Source organism: Rhizobium sp. BK275, from assembly GCF_014193555.1.
Classification (GTDB): Bacteria; Pseudomonadota; Alphaproteobacteria; order Rhizobiales; family Rhizobiaceae; genus Rhizobium.
Genome location: NZ_JACHZL010000004.1, coordinates 396233 through 412919 on the forward strand (window position 1 = coordinate 396233; position 16687 = coordinate 412919).

The following is a 16687-nucleotide window of genomic DNA, read 5'->3' on the forward strand; positions in this document are numbered from 1 at the left end:
CGCAAAACAGGTGAGGACTTTCATTATGGTGGCAGCGCCAGGCGAAAACATGCGCGTCAACGGGGACCGTCTCTGGGACAGTCTCATGGACATGGCAAAGATCGGCCCGGGAATCGCCGGCGGCAACAACCGCCAGACGCTGACGGATTCGGATGCCGAAGGCCGCAGCCTTTTCAAAAAATGGTGCGAAGACGCCGGTCTGACCCTCGGCGTTGACAAGATGGGCACGATGTTCGCGACCCGCCCCGGCACCGATCCCGATGCGCTTCCCGTCTATGTCGGCTCGCACCTCGATACCCAGCCGACCGGCGGCAAATATGATGGCGTGCTCGGCGTGCTCGGCGCACTCGAAGTCGTCCGCACGATGAACGACCTCGGCATCAAGACGAAGCATCCTGTTGTTGTTACCAACTGGACCAATGAGGAAGGCGCGCGCTTCGCGCCGGCCATGCTGGCTTCAGGTGTTTTTGCCGGCGTGCACAGCCTGGACTTCGCCTATAATCGCAAAGATCCCGAGGGCAATCTCTTCGGCGACGAACTGAAGCGCATCGGCTGGGTCGGCGACGAAGAGGTCGGCGACCGCAAGATGCATGCTTATTTCGAATATCACATCGAACAGGGGCCGATCCTCGAAGCCGAAAACAAGCAGATCGGCGTCGTCACCCACTGTCAGGGCCTATGGTGGCTGGAATTCACGCTGACCGGCAAGGAGGCCCATACCGGCTCGACGCCGATGAACATGCGCGTCAATGCCGGCCTTGCCATGTCGCGCATCCTCGAGATGGTCCAGGGTGTCGCCATGGGCGAACAGCCGGGCGCCGTCGGTGGCGTCGGCCAGGTCTTCTTCTCGCCGAATTCCCGCAACGTGCTGCCGGGCAAGGTGGTCTTCACCGTCGACATCCGCTCACCCGACAAGGCCAAGCTCGACCGCATGCGGGCAAAGATCGAAGCGGAAGCGCCGAAGATCTGCGATGCATTGGGTGTCGGCTGTTCCATCGAGGCGATTGGCCATTTCGAGCCAGTTACCTTCGACGAAAAGCTCGTCACCTCGGTCCGCTCCGCCGCAGACCGCCTCGGCTACTCCCACATGAACATCATCTCCGGCGCCGGCCACGACGCCTGCTGGGCCGCCAAGGTCGCGCCTGCCACCATGGTCATGTGCCCGTGCGTGGGTGGACTTTCGCACAACGAGGCTGAGGAGATTTCCAAGGAATGGGCGACGGCCGGGGCCGACGTGCTGTTCCATGCGGTGGTCGAGACGGCGGAGATTGTCGTCTGAAGTAATCGCAGCGAAGCTCACTTAAAATCATAAGGATAGGGAACGATCATGACCACAGTCATCAAGAACGGCACCATCGTCACGGCCGACCTCACCTATAAGGCTGACGTGAAGATCGACGGCGGCAAGATCGTCGAGATCGGTCCGAACCTCTCCGGCAACGAGGTGCTTGATGCCACAGGCTGTTTCATCATGCCCGGCGGTATCGATCCGCACACCCATCTCGAAATGCCCTTCATGGGCACTTATTCCTCCGACGATTTCGAAAGCGGCACGCGCGCGGCCCTTGCCGGCGGCACGACCATGGTCGTCGATTTCGCCCTTCCCTCGCCCGGCCAGTCGCTGCTTGAAGCGCTGACCATGTGGGACAACAAGTCCACCCGCGCCAATTGCGACTATTCCTTCCACATGGCGATCACCTGGTGGGGCGAGCAGGTCTTCAACGAGATGAAGACCATCGTTCAGGACAAGGGTATCAACACCTTCAAGCACTTCATGGCCTACAAGGGCGCCCTGATGGTGAACGACGACGAGATGTTCGCCTCCTTCCAGCGCTGCGCCGAGCTTGGCGCCCTGCCGCTCGTCCATGCCGAAAACGGCGATGTCGTCGCTTCCCTTTCCGCCAAGCTGCTGTCGGAAGGCAATAACGGCCCCGAAGCACATGCCTATTCGCGCCCGGCCGAAGTCGAGGGCGAGGCCACCAACCGCGCCATCATGATCGCCGACATGGCCGGCTGCCCCGTCTATATCGTCCACACGTCCTGCGAACAGGCCCATGAAGCGATCCGCCGCGCCCGCCAGAAGGGCATCCGCGCCTATGGCGAGCCGCTGATCCAGCACCTGACGCTCGATGAAACCGAATATTTCGACAAGGACTGGGACCACGCCGCCCGCCGCGTCATGTCCCCGCCCTTCCGCAACAAGCAGCATCAGGACAGCCTGTGGGCCGGCCTTGCCTCCGGTTCGCTGCAGGTGGTGGCGACTGACCACTGCGCCTTCACCACGGCGCAGAAGCGTTTCGGCGTCGGTGACTTCACCAAGATCCCGAACGGTACCGGCGGCCTTGAAGATCGCATGCCGATGCTCTGGACTTATGGCGTCAATACCGGCCGCCTGACGATGAACGAATTCGTCGCCGTCACCTCGACCAACATCGCCAAGATCCTCAACATCTATCCGAAGAAGGGAGCGATCCTCGTCGGCGCCGATGCCGATCTCGTCGTCTGGGATCCGAAGCGCTCCAAGACCATTTCGTCGAAGCGCCAGCAATCGGCAATCGATTACAACGTCTTCGAAGGCAAGGAAGTCACCGGCCTGCCGCGCTACACGCTGACGCGCGGCGTCGTGGCGATCGAGGAAGACACGATCAAGACCCGCTCGGGCCATGGCGAATTCGTCAGGCGCGAGCCGGTCACCGCCGTCAGCAAGGCGCTCTCTACTTGGAAGGAGATCACCGCCCCGCGCAAAGTCGAACGCACAGGCATCCCGGCGAGCGGGGTGTGATATTGATGCGCGGCCCTCTGCTTCTGACGATCGTTTCCCTGGCCGCGCTTTCCACTGCGGCCCTCTATAATGTGGCTCAGGCCGACACGCTGCCGATCAAGGGCAGCTACGGCAACAGGGATGGCTGCGCCTACGCCAAGAGCGGCGAAAGCACAGGTTCCGACAACTTCTTTCTGCTGACTTCCGAGGGCATCACCACGGCGGCCTCTTACTGCGAAATCAAGAAAGTTCTGAAGACCGAAGGCAAGGACTTCACCGCCACGGTCGCTTGCGAGGCGGAGGGCGAAGAGAGCAGTAACGACGACACCGTTAAGATCACATCAGGGCCTAAAGGCTATACGATCGGGTTCGCGGCCGATGCCGCGATCAAGTGGGGGCCGCTGCCGCTATGCAAATAGCCTCACGCCGGCACCAAGGCATCCAGCTCCGGCAGCAGGATCACGCTTTCCTGCTCGTTCGGGTCGGTGCGAGCAATGATCGCCGTGCAGGGCGTGCTGCTGAGGTTCGCCGGAAGGTGCGGCACACCGGCCGGAATATAGAAGAGTTCGCCTGCATGCACCACGACGTGGTTTTCCAGCTTGTCGCCGTACCAGGTATGCGCCTCGCCGGAGAGCATATAGATCGCCGTTTCATGCGCCTCATGCAGATGCGCCTTGGCGCGCACACCGGGCGGGATCGTCAGAAGATGCATGCAGATGCCCTTCGCCCCCACCGTCTCGGCCGCGACACCCTGGAAATAGCTAAGCCCCTGCTTGCCGTCATAGGTATGGTTGGGGCGAATAATATGGCAGGTGGGCTTTGATTCTACGTCCATCCTCATCCTCCAAGGACTGTGCCGCCGGAAAGGCCGGCGGCAATGATATCATGGAAAACCGCGCTGGCGCGGCGAAAACAAGACTGGTCAATTGATGCAAGCACCCTCCGTCGTATCCGCCAAGGATCTCTGTCTAACCTACCAGACGAATGACGGCGCGGTGCACGCGCTTGCTGATGTCAATCTCGATATCCGCAGGGGCGAGTTCGTCTCCTTCATCGGCCCTTCCGGCTGCGGCAAGACCACTTTCCTGCGCGTCATCGCCGATCTCGAGCGCAAGACCTCCGGCGACATTGCCATCAACGGCATGACACCGGACGAGGCCCGCAAGGCCCGTGCCTATGGCTACGTCTTCCAGGCGCCGGCGCTTTATCCCTGGCGCACGATCGAGAAAAACATCGCCCTGCCACTGGAGATCATGGGTTATTCAAAACCCGAACAGAAGAAGCGCATTGCTGGGGCGCTCGACCTCGTCGAACTCTCCGGCTTCGAGAAGAAATTTCCCTGGCAGCTCTCGGGCGGCATGCAGCAGCGCGCCTCGATCGCCCGCGCGCTCGCCTTCGACGCCGACCTGCTGCTGATGGACGAACCCTTCGGCGCCCTCGACGAAATCGTCCGCGACCATCTGAATGCCGCACTCCTGAAACTCTGGGCGCGTACCAACAAGACGATCTGCTTCGTCACTCACTCCATTCCGGAAGCCGTCTATCTCTCCACCAAGATCGTCGTCATGTCGCCGCGCCCCGGCCGCGTGACAGACGTGATCGACTCGACATTGCCGCAGGAGCGCCCCCTCGACATTCGCGAGACCCCGGAATTCCTGGAAATCGCCCATCGTGTCCGCGAAGGGCTGAGAGCGGGGCATAGCTATGAGCAGTAAGTTGGGCGAACAGTACTTGGCAAAGACCCCTCCCCAACCCCTCCCCACAAGGGGGAGGGGCAGAGCTGCCGCACCCTCTTCTTTCGACTTCGAGTTCACAGCTGGCAGCGACATCGAGATATATACGCTGAGCGGGGGGCAACCGCCCGAGCCCCTCCCCCTTGTGGGGAGGGGTTGGGGAGGGGTCTTCCTCGCCACATCAGGAATGGAGGTCTGAATGCCACATTCCAATATCACACCCAAAACCCGTGAAAGAGCCCGCCGACTTCGCCGCGAACTGACAAAAGCAGAATCCGCCATGTGGGACATGCTTCGAGATCTTCGCCCCTATGGCGCTCGCTTCCGCCGCGAAACACCAATCGGCCGCTATATTGCCGATTTTGCCTGGCTCTCTGCTCGCCTGATAGTAGAAGTCGATGGCGACAGCCATGAAACCGAAGGCGGTCGCCGCCATGATCTCGCTCGCGATGCCTTCTTAAAAAATCAAGGCTTCACCGTACTCCGTTTTGACAATGCCCAAGTGCTCGATGGCCCAGACTACGTCTTCATCGAAATACAGAAACATGCCGCACCATTCTTGAGGGAGGCCGCATGAAACCCGACGCCTTCAAGGACAAAATCTTCCCTGTCCTCACCATCCTGCTGGTCCTGATCGCCATCTGGTATATCGCCGCCGTGCTCCTCAACGCGCCCTTCCAGCGTGACATGGATACGCGCAACAACATCACCTCGACGACGATGGAATTCATCGGCAAGACGCTTTCACAGCCAAAGCCCGTCCTGCCGGCGCCGCATCAGGTGGCGCAGAATGTGTTCGAGAACACGTTTCTCAGAAAGCTCTCCAGCAATCGCAGCCTCGTCTATCACGCAGGTGTCACGCTTTCCTCAACCGTGCTCGGCTTTGCGTTCGGCACGCTGCTCGGCATCGTCATTGCCGTCGGCATCATCCACATCAAGGCGCTCGACCGCAGCCTGATGCCGTGGATCATCGCCTCGCAGACCGTGCCGATTCTGGCGGTCGCGCCCATGATCATCGTCGTTCTCGGCTCGATCAATATCACCGGCCTGATCCCGAAGGCGCTGATATCGACCTATCTCTCCTTCTTTCCAGTCGCCGTCGGCATGGTGAAGGGGCTGCGTTCGCCCGAAGTCATGCATCTCGACCTGATGCGCACCTATAACGCCACGGCTGCGCAAACCTTCTGGAAGTTGCGTGTGCCGGCCTCCATTCCCTTCCTCTTCACCTCGATGAAGGTGGCGATCGCCGCAAGCCTCGTCGGCACCATCGTCGGCGAACTGCCGACAGGTGCCGTCGCCGGCATCGGCTCGAAGCTGCTTGCCGGCTCCTATTACAGCCAGACCATCGATATATGGGCGGCACTCGTTGCCGGCTCGGTCCTCGCGGCAATCCTCGTCACCGTCGTCGGCCTCGTAGCAAAGATCGTCGATCGCGCAATGGGCGGGAGACCGGCATGAAGCAGATCACGCTTTCCTGGCAGGGCTCGATCGCCCTCCTCTGCGCGGTAGCAGCCATGTTTATGCTCCCTCTCTATGCGCTAGGAGCCCCTGCGCCTCCATCATCCGCCACAACCGCACTGATCACTCTGCTCGTCATCGCCGCAGCGCTGGTCTGCTTCGCGCCTTTATCCACAACGATCGCAGCAACCGCCCTCTTCATCGGTACCCATGGCGCCGCGTGGTTACTGCTCGGCACGCTCTCTGGCAACGAACGCTTCGCGGGCGCTTCCTTCTTCCTGCTGCTTGCCGCCGGCTGGCTGCTTGCCTCGCGCTGCGTCACGGAACTTTCGGAACTCCAGCCGCCAACCCATGTTGGCAAATGGCTGCTGCGTCTCCTGATACCGGCGATTTTCGGCGCCTGGATCCTCATCATCTGGGAAGCGATAACGCGCGGCGCCGGCATTCCCTTCGTCATCCTGCCCCCGCCGAGCGCGATCTGGGCACGCATATCGGGTTCCTTGCCAATCCTTGGCGAAGATATCAGGCAGACGATCTTCAAAGCGGTTCTGATCGGATACGCCATCGGCTGCCTGAGCGGCTTCGTGGTCGCCATCCTCGCCGACCGCTTCGCCTTCCTGCGCCGCGGCCTGCTGCCGATCGGCAATATGGTGTCCGCCCTGCCGATCATCGGCGTGGCGCCGATCATGGTCATGTGGTTCGGCTTCGACTGGCAGTCCAAGGCAGCCGTCGTCATCATCATGACCTTCTTCCCGATGCTGGTGAACACTGTCGCCGGCCTTGCCGCCTCCGGCAACATGGAACGCGATCTGATGCGCACCTACGCATCGAACTATTGGCAGACGCTCCTAAAGCTCCGGCTTCCCGCCGCAATGCCCTTCATTTTCAATGCACTGAAGATCAACTCGACGCTGGCGCTGATTGGTGCCATCGTTGCGGAATTCTTCGGAACGCCGATCGTCGGCATGGGCTTCCGCATCTCCACCGAGATGGGCCGCATGAATGTCGACATGGTCTGGGCCGAGATCGCCGTCGCGGCGCTTGCAGGCTCGATCTTCTATGGTGTCGTCGCCCTTGCCGAGAGGGCGGTGACGTTCTGGCATCCGTCTATCCGTGGTGGTTAGACGCGCCCCGGCCCCGCATAGGGCCTGGGCATAACTTCAGAGGGAAAAGAAAATGAAAAAGTTGATGGTTGCAATGATGGCGAGCGCGATGTCGCTTGCCGCCGCCCACGCGATGGCCGCCGACAAGGTGACGCTGCAGCTGAAATGGGTCACCCAGTCGCAGTTCGCCGGTTATTACGTCGCCAAGGACAAGGGCTATTACGAAGAAGAAGGCCTCGATGTCGATATCAAGCCGGGCGGCCCGGATATTGCGCCTGAGCAGGTGATTGCCGGCGGCGGCGCCGATGTGATCGTCGACTGGATGGGCGGCGCGCTGGTCGCCCGCGAAAAGGGCGTTCCGCTCGTCAATATCGCCCAGCCCTACCAGAAATCCGGCATGGAAATGATCTGCCGCAAGGATGGCCCGGTCAAGACCGAAGCCGACTTCAAGGGCCACACGCTCGGCGTCTGGTTCTTCGGCAACGAATATCCCTTCTTCGCCTGGATGAACAAGCTTGGCCTCAAGACCGACGGAGGCCCTGACGGCGTGACCGTGCTGAAGCAGAGCTTCGATGTGCAGCCGCTGCTGCAGAAGCAGGCCGATTGCATCTCCGTCATGACCTATAACGAATACTGGCAGGCGATCGATGCCGGCCTGAAGCCGGAAGACCTTGTTGTCTTCAACTATACCGCCATGGGCAACGACCTCCTGGAAGACGGCCTCTATGCAATGGAAGACAAGCTGAAGGATCCGGCCTTCAAGGAGAAGATGGTCAAGTTCGTCCGCGCTTCCATGAAGGGCTGGAAATACGCCATGGAAAATCCTGACGATGCAGCCGGGATCGTCGTCGACGCCGGCGGCCAGGACGAGAACCATCAGAAGCGGATGATGGGCGAAGTCGCCAAGCTGATCGGAGACGGCACCGGCAAGCTCGACACCACGCTTTATGACCGCACGGCCAAGGCCCTGCTCGACCAGAAGATCATCAACAAGGAGCCGTCGGGCGCCTGGACTCACGACATCACTGACGCCGCCGCCAAGTAACAGAATATCGATGCCGAAATACAACGCGCGCGGGAAATTCTCCCGCGCGTTTCTATTTTTTGCACTCAATGAAAAAATCGCCTTGCAACTGTCGCATTTATCAGGCGTCAAACGTCAAAGCATATGAGAGCCGATCAATCATCGTCATGTTCACATAACCCTTAGGTGATTGATGGGCGTCGCAATGGTAATTAATGGTATCTCATGGGGAATTATTTTCTGCCGGGCTTGCGCGTGGAGCAAATCGATACCACGTACTAGCCGGATTTGCCGGATTGGGACCATAAGTTCCGGCGAATGGGATGCGGGTAAATACCTCTGAGATTTGGAAGACGGCATTCGCCCGACCGCGCCCCTGTTTGAGAACGCGCGAGTTCGGCCGATCCCGTCAAGAGATTGGACGACGACGCATGGCACTCAAGCCGCACGCATTACTACGCGCCTCCATTTTTCCGATCGCCGCTTTTGCGGCCTCGGCTGTATTTGCCGAGGAACCCAAGGTCACGCATGCGCAGACCCAGGCTTCCCAGAACTTGCCGGCAATCGTCGTCACAACGGCGGTGAACCGCACCCTCGTTGACCGTGTCATCGGCACGGGAACCGTCAAGCCTGTCGAGGAAGTCTATATCCAGCCGCAGGTTGAAGGCCTCTCCATTCGCACCCTGAAGGCCGATGTCGGCGACAAGGTTCAGGCCGAAAGTACGCTGGCGACGCTGAACGATGACGCTCTGGTGCTGACCAAGAGCCAGATGATGGCGACGAAAGCCAAGGGCGAGGCGAGCCTCGCCCAGCTACGCGCCCAGCTCATCGAAGCACAGGCCAATGCCGAACAGGCAAGGCAGCAGCAGGCCCGCGCCCAGGAAATGGGTAAGAAGGGCACGGTTTCGACTGCCCAGGTCGAGCAGGCCGATGCGACCGCCGCCGCCGCCAACGCGCGCGTCGCTTCCGCCGAGCAGGCGATCGAAGTCGCCGAAGCCGACCTCAAGGTCTTCGACAGCCAGATTGCCGATGCGGATCTGAAGCTCGCCCGAACCGACGTGAAGACGCCGGTCGCCGGCACGATCTCGGCAAAGAACGCCAAGGTCGGCGCCATTGCTGCCGGCAACGGCGATCCGCTGTTCACGCTTATCCGCGACGGCGATGTCGAGCTTGTCGCCGAAGTCGCCGAAAGCGACATTGTCAGGATCATGGCCGGCCAGAAGGCGACGATCTCGCTTTCCGGCAGCCGCGAGAAGCTTTCCGGCGCAGTGCGCCTGGTGTCGCCGACCGTCGATCCGGTCACCCGCCTCGGCCTCGTCCATATCTCCATCGACGATGACAGCAAGGCGCGTTCCGGCATGTATGGCAGCGCCGAGATCATCGTCCGCGAGACCGAGGGCGTATCCCTTCCGCTGACGGCGGTGCTCACCGGCAGCGAAGGCTCCTCCGCCCGCAGGGTCGAGAATGGCGTTGTGAAATTCGCCAAGGTCGAGACCGGCATTCAGGACGGAGCCTATGTCGAAATTACAAGTGGATTGAAGACCGGCGACGAAGTCGTGGCCAAGGCGGGCGCCTATGTCCGCGACGGCGACCACATCACGCCGGTGCGCGAACAGCCTTCGGCTTCCAACTAAAGAGACCATCCGATGAATTTTTCAGCCTGGTCCATTCGAAATCCGGTCGCGCCGCTTCTGGCCTTCTGCCTGCTGATATTCATCGGCATGCAGTCCTTCAACAAGCTGCCGATCACGCGCTTCCCGAACATCGACGTGCCGCTCGTTTCGATCAGCGTGACGCAGAGCGGCGCTTCGCCGGCCGAACTCGAAATGCAGGTGACGAAGGAGATCGAGGACGCGATCGCCTCCATCACCGGCATCGACGAAATCCAGTCCACAGTCACCGACGGCAGTTCGCAGACCAACGTCATGTTCCGGATGGAAGTGCCGACGGAGCAGGCCGTTCAGGACGTCAAGGACGCGATCGACCGCATCCGCAGCGACCTGCCGGCAACCGCCGAGACACCGATCGTCACCAAGGTCGACGTTGAAGGCCAGGCGATCCAGACTTTCGCCGTCTCCTCGCCCGATATGTCGCTGGAAGAACTCTCCTGGTTCGTCGACGATACGATCAAGCGTGCGCTGCAGGGTCAGGCTGGCATCGGCCGCGTCGACCGTTACGGCGGCGCCGAGCGCGAAGTCCGCATCGAGCTCACCCCCGACAAGCTCAATGCCCACGGCATTACCGCCGCAAGCGTGAACCAGCAGCTGCGCGGCACCAACGTCGATCTCGGCTCCGGCCGCGGCCAGGTGGCTGGGAGCGAACAGGCGATCCGCGTTCTCGGCGATGCCCGCAACGTCGCCGAGCTCGCCGACACGACGATTGCGCTGCCGAGCGGCCGCTTCGTCAAGCTGTCCGATCTCGGCGTTATCAAGGACACCTACGAGGAGCCGAAATCCTTCTCGCGCTTCAACGATACGCCGGTCGTCACCTTCGGCGTCTTCCGCTCGAAGGGGGCCAGCGAAGTCAGCGTCGCCGAAACCGTAGCGCAGAGCCTCGACAAGGTCAGGAGCGAAAACCCGAATGTGAAGATCGAGATGATCGACGATTCGGTCTATTTCACTTACGGCAACTACGAAGCCGCCATTCATACGCTGCTCGAAGGCGCGCTGCTCGCCGTCATCGTCGTCCTGCTGTTCCTCCGGAACTGGCGGGCAACCCTGATTTCCGCCATCGCCCTTCCGCTCTCCGCGATCCCGACCTTCTGGGTCATGGACATGATGGGCTTCTCGCTGAACCTCGTCAGCTTCCTCGCCTTGACGCTCGCGACGGGTATTCTCGTCGACGACGCGATCGTGGAAATCGAAAACATCGCTCGCCACATCAAGATGGGCAAAACGCCCTATCGAGCGGCGATCGAGGCGGCAGACGAAATCGGTCTTGCCGTCATTGCCACGACCTTCACGATCATCGCCGTCTTCGTGCCCGTTTCCTTCATGCCGGGCATTCCGGGCCAATACTTCATTCAGTTCGGCCTGACCGTCGCCTTCTCCGTCTTCTTCTCGCTGATGGTCGCGCGCCTCATCACCCCGATGATGGCCGCCTATCTCATGCGCGCCGAAGACGGCATGGAAGACCATCATGACAATGATAGTCTGCTGATGAAGGGCTATACGCGCCTCGTGCGCGGCACGACCGGGCGCTGGTACACGCGTTATGCGACGCTGCTTGCGGCGATCGGCTTCCTCGTCGGCTCCGTTTTCCTGCTGATGCAGGTTCCCGGCAGCTTCCTGCCTCCGGAAGACGCCTCACGCATCGTTCTCTCGGTGGAACTGCCGCCGAACGCGCGGCTCGACGACACCGAGAAGACGACCAATGCGATCTATGACAGGGTCAAGGACATCAACGGCGTCGAAAGCGTATTCGTCCTCGGCGGCGCTTCACCGAAGGGCGATCTCGAATTGCGCCGCGCGACCATCACGCTCGCACTCGACAAGCTCGACCAATCGCTGGTCAAGAAGGTAGTCAACGATGTGCTTGGCCATATCCCGGTCATCGGCCCGATGCTGCCAAAGGTGGAAGTCCATGGCCGTGAACGCCCGCAATGGGATATCGAGAAGGAAGTCTTCGCCAAACTGCGCGACATTCCCGACGTTCGTATCCTGAAGCTCAATGACCGCGGCGAACGCGACCTTTCCTTCAACTTCCTCTCCAAAAACGAGCAGGATTTGAACGATGCGGTCGGCATTCTGGAATCCGAGCTCCGCGCCGATCCGCTGCTTGCCAATGTCAGCGCCGACGGTGCCCTGCCCCGTCCGGAACTGCAGGTTCGTCCGCGCAAGGACGAGGCTGCCCGCCTCGGCATCACGCCGCAGCAGATCTCCGAAACGATCCGCGTCGCCACCATCGGCGATGTCGATGCGGCCCTTGCCAAGATCTCGCTCGACGACCGCCAGATCCCGATCCGGGTCCAGGCTTCGCTCGACATGCGCCGCGATCTCTCGGCCATCCGGGCGCTGAAGATCCAGACCGCCAGCGGCGGCACCGTTCCGCTCGCGACCGTCGCCGATATCGACTATTCGGAAGGCGTAAGCTCGATCAAGCGCAACAACCGCTACCGCGTCGTCTCGATCGGTTCCGACCTGCCTCAGGGTGTCGCCCTCGACACGGCTTCGGCCCGCTTCCGCCAGATCGTCAACGAGGCCAAGATCCCGGCCACGGTGCATCTTGCCGAAAGCGGCGATACGAAGGTCCAGACGGAGATGCAGCAGAGCTTCGTCAACGCCATGCTGATGGGCCTTCTCCTGGTGCTGACGGTGCTGATCCTGCTCTTCAAGGACGTGATCCAGCCCTTCACCATCCTGTTCTCGCTGCCGCTCGCCATCGGCGGCGTGGCGGCGGGCCTGATCGTCACCAGCAATCCGCTGTCGATGCCGGTCATGATCGGCATCCTGATGCTGATGGGTATCGTCACCAAGAACGCCATCCTGCTCGTGGATTTCGCGATCGAGATGCGCCACCAGGGCATGGCTCGTGTCGAGGCCATGGTCGAAGCCGGCCGCAAGCGCGCCCGCCCGATCATCATGACCTCGATCGCCATGTCGGCCGGCATGCTACCTTCCGCACTCGGCGTCGGCGAAGGCGGCTCGTTCCGCGCACCGATGGCGATCGCGGTGATCGGCGGCATTATCGTCTCGACGGTGCTCTCGCTCGTCGTCGTACCCTCCTTCTTCCTGATCATGGACGATCTTTCCCGACTGCTCGGCTGGATCTTCGGCCGTCTGGTCGGCAGGAAGGACGAGGAAGAGCTGCCGATGTCGAGCGAAGATCTCACCCGTGCCGCACGCGAGAACCGCAGCGACATCGACTCGCTGGAAGAACGGCTGACTGCGATCGAGAAGCCGGAAAGCAAGCGCAAGACCGGCAACGACACCAACGTGCTGCGGCTGCCGCCATTCGCGGCCGAGTAATCAGGACATCACAAGAGAAGAGGCCGGGCATCGACCCGGCCTTTTTATTTTCCGGGCTTACCGCAGCCTTGGCATCGCCGTGCTGTCTCTCACGACAAGTTCGAGATCGAGCGCCTCATGGTCCTCCGGCAGCGCATTTTCGAGAATCGCCGTCACTGCGCGCCGGGCGATTTCGGCAAAAGGCTGGGCGACCGTGGTCAGGCGCGGCAGCGAGGTCGCCGCCTCGGGCACGCCATCGAAGCCGATGATGGAAACATCCTCCGGCACCTTCAGCCCCTGTTCGGCCAGCCACTGCATGGCAAACAGCGCAACCTTGTCCGACATCGCCAGAATGGCCGTCGGCGGATTGTCGGAGGAGAACAGGGCTTCCATTGCTGTCAGCGTGCTCGGCCTGTCATGCAGCGTTCCCTGGATCGGGACGGCTTCACGTGGGATACCGTATTCCGCCATAGCCTGCCAGTAACCGTGCATGCGGTCGCGTGGCGTAGCCTCCATTTCGGGGTCCACACGCTCCGGCGCCACCAGGCCGACAAGGCCATCGACATCGCCAATCGACAGGATCGCGATGTCACGGTGCCCGAGTTCCAGCAGATGCCGCGCAGCCACAGCCCCGCCGGAGACATTGTCGATCCCGATTGCCGGAATGGTCTCGTCCTCGATGCCGAGCGCAAGCGCGATGAACGGCAGCTGACGCTGGCGGGTGAGTTCCACCAGCCTCTCCCCACCTTCCACGCACAGCAGGATGAAGCCGTCGACAAGCGCACTGTTGATGTTCCAGGCAAGCCGCTCCTCGTTCATTGCCGATACGACGGCAATACCGGTGCCGCTGGCATCACAGACTTCGCCGATCGCGGTCATCAGGGAGCGTGCCCAGGGATCGTCGAAGAAATAGGCGAGCGGCTCGACAGCGGCGACGCCGATCGCGTTCACCCGCCCTGCCCTGAGCAGCCTGCCCTTGATATCAGGCCCACCGTAACCGAGCTCGCGGGCAACATTGAGCACCCGTTCCCGCACTTCCTCCCGCACCACGTCCGGACGGCTAAAGACATTCGATGCCGTACCCTGCGATACGCCTGCCGCCTTGGCGACATCAGCCAACCTCACATGTCCTTTGGCCAAAGCTACTCCTTGCAGGTACGAATTCGGCGCACTCTAGCAAAAGATTGTATCGGTTCAAAATAAACTTGACAGCATTAAGAATGAGGAAGAGGATTGAATCGGTTCAATATATGCGGCCGTATTTTGAATCGATTCAAAAATATGGAGAATGGAGCGATGATCCCGATCAGTTCGCTATTCAAGGATCTCTATGAAGACCGCTGGGGTAACCCGCGTAACAGGCAGCCTGCCGAGGAGGCCGAACGCGGCAAGCGTCTGTTTGTGCTCCTGCCCTTCATCCGCCGGTTCACCAGAAACCGTAAAGGTCCGAACCCCTGGTCCTTTACCATCCCGATCGATCGCTGGCTTCGATGAGAGGCTCACCTACAGCGTTTGACCAAAATCAATCCCCCCGCGCTCCGCTTCCCCTATTCTGGCATCATCAAGGGGATATTGGCGGCATCGACCGCTGCCGGAGGCCGAAACATGAACAGGATGCTGATGCCGAGCAGCCGCGAGCGGGCGCTGCTTTCCAGAGCCGGAATATTTGCAGAACTGGACAGCGCGGAGACCGAGGCGCTGCGCGCCTGCTCCACCGTGATCTCTTCCGTCTCGCACGACATTCTCTTCCAGGAAGGCGAACCTGGCGTTTATTTCTACAGCGTGCTGGAAGGCTACGTCCGGCTCTTTCGTCTGAACGGCGAAGGTCGCGAGGCAGACATCCGCATCTGCGAGCCGGGCGACAGCTTCGCCGAATGTCTGATCCAGGCAGGCGGCGTCTATCGTTATGGTGCCCAGTCGATGGACAACACGGTGCTTGCCCGCTTCCACATCGGCAAGGTACGCGCCCTCTTGGCGGAACACCCACAGATCGGCACCACGATCATGCGCAGCCTGTCGCTGCATCTGCTGTCGACGATGGAATGCCTCGCCAACGACCGGATGCAGACGGCACCACAGCGCGTGGCGCACTACCTTCTCTCGCATTGCGTGGAGGAAGGACCGGCAATGGCATCGCTGCGGCTGCCCTTCCCGAAGAACCTGCTCGCCCGCAAGCTCGGCCTGGCACCGGAGGCATTATCTCGTGCCTTCTCGACGCTCAAATCGGCGGGCGTAACCGTGCGCGGCCGCTTCATCGCCATCAGCGACGTCAATACGCTGAAAAGGATCTAGAGACCGCCCTGCACCCGCAGGAAGTCGACGATCGAACTGATGCCGTCGCCGCGCTTCATGTCGGAAAAGACAAAGGGGCGGGTCGCCCGCATGCGCGTCGCATCCCGGTCCATCACATCGAGGTCAGCGCCGACATAGGGCGCCAGATCCTTCTTGTTGATGACGAGAAGGTCCGATCGGGTGATGCCCGGCCCGCCCTTGCGCGGAATTTCCTCGCCCTGGCAGACGGAAATCACATAGATGGTGATATCGGCGAGATCGGGCGAGAAGGTCGCAGCCAGATTGTCGCCGCCGGATTCGATGAAGACGACATCAAGATCCGGGATGCGCTCGTTGAGATTGGCGATCGCCTGAAGGTTGATCGTCGCATCCTCGCGTATGGCAGTATGCGGGCAGCCGCCGGTCTCCACACCGACAATGCGTTCGGACGGCAGCGCCTGCATGCGCACCAGCGCCTCTGCGTCCTCGGTCGTGTAAATGTCGTTGGTCACGACAGCGACGGAATAGTCGTCACGCATCGCTTTGCAGAGCTTTTCGGTCAGCGCCGTCTTGCCCGAGCCGACCGGCCCGCCGATACCAACCCGCAGGGGTCCGTTTCTTGATTTCATGTGTCTTACTCCAATCGAAGTCAGATGATAGCGAAGCGCTGCTTTCCCGCCACCGTCAAATGACGCAGCTGCGCGGGTAATTTCACCTCACGAGCGGAACAGCCGTGTCTGCTGCGTCTCATGACGAAGCCCCGCAATATCGGCCTGAACCGTCGCCGAACCCAAATCGTCGAGGCTGGAGCGGGCTGCACGCGCGGCAATGTTTATTACATGCTCCTCCAGTCCGGCGAGGATGGCAACGCCGTCCTTCTGCCCCGCAACACCGAGCCGGATACCGGCGGAAACGGCCTGGGAGAGATAGGCATGCAGAAAGGCGGCAAGCGCTTTGTCCAGTTGAATACCATGCGCGCCCGTTACCGCGCCGACGGCGACTGGATAGGCTGCCCTTTTCGGCAACCGACCGAACACATCGTCCGGCCAGGCTTGCGCAGCCGCGAGAAAAGCCTCCCCGAGCAAGATGGTTTCCTGATGTCGTTCGCGCGAGCCGGCAAGGGCTGCGGCAAGTTCGGCAAGCTCGGCAAGGTGGGCCGCGTCACTATGGCTGCGATGACCTTCGGCAAAGAGCACCGCATCGTTCCATACGGAGCCATTGCCGGTCAGCGTCTCCAGCCAACGCCGCAGCATGCCGGCATCTTTGACGAGCCCGTCGGCTACGGCCCGCTCAAGACCGCCCGAATAGGCGAATGAACCAACGGGAAAAGACGGAGAAAGCCATGCCGTCAGACGAAGCAGAGCCTGCAGCTCGCGATCCTCATCCATCAG

Annotated in this window: 16 protein-coding genes; 12 read left to right on the forward strand and 4 right to left on the reverse strand. The window is 61.1% G+C overall.

Annotation, left to right across the window (positions count from 1 at the left end; translation table 11 throughout):
• Nucleotides 1-25 precede the first annotated feature (25 nt).
• From FHT82_RS15440 to FHT82_RS15450, 3 genes are read left to right on the forward strand one after another with little or no spacing between them, the layout of a single operon-like run.
• Nucleotides 26-1279: a Zn-dependent hydrolase gene (locus FHT82_RS15440; protein WP_183732167.1), complete on the forward strand. Its 1254-nt coding sequence runs from the start codon at nucleotides 26-28 to the stop codon at nucleotides 1277-1279.
• A 48-nt stretch (nucleotides 1280-1327) separates the two neighbouring features.
• Nucleotides 1328-2782 carry a dihydropyrimidinase gene (hydA, locus tag FHT82_RS15445; protein WP_183732170.1) on the forward strand — a complete coding sequence of 485 codons (1455 nt, stop codon included), beginning with the start codon at nucleotides 1328-1330 and terminating at the stop codon, nucleotides 2780-2782.
• A 5-nt stretch (nucleotides 2783-2787) separates the two neighbouring features.
• Nucleotides 2788-3180, forward strand: a complete 393-nt coding sequence (locus FHT82_RS15450) for a hypothetical protein (RefSeq protein WP_210276772.1) — start codon at nucleotides 2788-2790, stop codon at nucleotides 3178-3180.
• 2 nt (nucleotides 3181-3182) lie between these two features.
• On the opposite strand, the gene FHT82_RS15455 is transcribed toward FHT82_RS15450, so the two are convergent.
• Nucleotides 3183-3596, reverse strand: a complete 414-nt coding sequence (locus FHT82_RS15455) for a cupin domain-containing protein (RefSeq protein WP_183732175.1) — start codon at nucleotides 3594-3596, stop codon at nucleotides 3183-3185.
• Between the two features lie 94 nt (nucleotides 3597-3690).
• Between FHT82_RS15455 and FHT82_RS15460 the strand changes: the two genes are divergently transcribed.
• The 7 genes from FHT82_RS15460 (at nucleotide 3691) to FHT82_RS15490 (ending at nucleotide 13046) form a co-directional block, all read left to right on the forward strand.
• Nucleotides 3691-4476, forward strand: coding sequence for an ABC transporter ATP-binding protein (locus FHT82_RS15460; protein WP_183732178.1), 786 nt, complete (start codon nucleotides 3691-3693; stop codon nucleotides 4474-4476).
• A gap of 217 nt (nucleotides 4477-4693) precedes the next feature.
• Nucleotides 4694-5071 carry an endonuclease domain-containing protein gene (locus FHT82_RS15465; RefSeq protein WP_183732181.1) on the forward strand — a complete coding sequence of 126 codons (378 nt, stop codon included), beginning with the start codon at nucleotides 4694-4696 and terminating at the stop codon, nucleotides 5069-5071.
• The gene (locus tag FHT82_RS15470; RefSeq protein ID WP_183732184.1) at nucleotides 5068-5952 is read left to right on the forward strand and encodes an ABC transporter permease; all 885 of its coding nucleotides are present in this window, start codon (nucleotides 5068-5070) and stop codon (nucleotides 5950-5952) included. The genes FHT82_RS15465 and FHT82_RS15470 overlap by 4 nt, the downstream gene beginning before the upstream one ends.
• Complete coding sequence (locus tag FHT82_RS15475) at nucleotides 5949-7076, forward strand: ABC transporter permease (protein WP_183732187.1); 1128 nt, start codon at nucleotides 5949-5951, stop codon at nucleotides 7074-7076. Before FHT82_RS15470 ends, FHT82_RS15475 begins: the two co-directional genes overlap by 4 nt.
• Before the next feature lie 52 nt (nucleotides 7077-7128).
• On the forward strand, nucleotides 7129-8100 hold the full coding sequence (locus FHT82_RS15480) for an ABC transporter substrate-binding protein (RefSeq protein WP_183732190.1): 972 nt from the start codon (nucleotides 7129-7131) through the stop codon (nucleotides 8098-8100).
• Between the two features lie 410 nt (nucleotides 8101-8510).
• Complete coding sequence (locus FHT82_RS15485; protein WP_183732193.1) at nucleotides 8511-9713, forward strand: efflux RND transporter periplasmic adaptor subunit; 1203 nt, start codon at nucleotides 8511-8513, stop codon at nucleotides 9711-9713.
• A 12-nt stretch (nucleotides 9714-9725) separates the two neighbouring features.
• Nucleotides 9726-13046 carry an efflux RND transporter permease subunit gene (locus tag FHT82_RS15490; RefSeq protein WP_183732196.1) on the forward strand — a complete coding sequence of 1107 codons (3321 nt, stop codon included), beginning with the start codon at nucleotides 9726-9728 and terminating at the stop codon, nucleotides 13044-13046.
• 57 nt (nucleotides 13047-13103) lie between these two features.
• Here FHT82_RS15490 and FHT82_RS15495 read toward each other — a convergent pair whose 3' ends face one another.
• Complete coding sequence (locus FHT82_RS15495) at nucleotides 13104-14165, reverse strand: LacI family DNA-binding transcriptional regulator (protein ID WP_183732199.1); 1062 nt, start codon at nucleotides 14163-14165, stop codon at nucleotides 13104-13106.
• A 156-nt stretch (nucleotides 14166-14321) separates the two neighbouring features.
• Between FHT82_RS15495 and FHT82_RS15500 the strand changes: the two genes are divergently transcribed.
• Together FHT82_RS15500 and FHT82_RS15505 are read left to right on the forward strand one after the other, a co-directional pair.
• The gene (locus tag FHT82_RS15500; RefSeq protein ID WP_183732202.1) at nucleotides 14322-14519 is read left to right on the forward strand and encodes a hypothetical protein; all 198 of its coding nucleotides are present in this window, start codon (nucleotides 14322-14324) and stop codon (nucleotides 14517-14519) included.
• A 111-nt stretch (nucleotides 14520-14630) separates the two neighbouring features.
• A complete protein-coding gene (locus tag FHT82_RS15505) occupies nucleotides 14631-15317 on the forward strand; it encodes a Crp/Fnr family transcriptional regulator (RefSeq protein ID WP_183732205.1) in 687 nt (228 codons plus the stop codon).
• On the opposite strand, the gene ureG is transcribed toward FHT82_RS15505, so the two are convergent.
• Nucleotides 15314-15925: an urease accessory protein UreG gene (ureG, locus tag FHT82_RS15510; protein WP_183732208.1), complete on the reverse strand. Its 612-nt coding sequence runs from the start codon at nucleotides 15923-15925 to the stop codon at nucleotides 15314-15316. The genes FHT82_RS15505 and ureG overlap by 4 nt on opposite strands.
• Before the next feature lie 87 nt (nucleotides 15926-16012).
• On the reverse strand, nucleotides 16013-16684 hold the full coding sequence (locus FHT82_RS15515; protein ID WP_183732211.1) for an urease accessory protein UreF: 672 nt from the start codon (nucleotides 16682-16684) through the stop codon (nucleotides 16013-16015).
• Nucleotides 16685-16687: the final 3 nt, after the last annotated feature.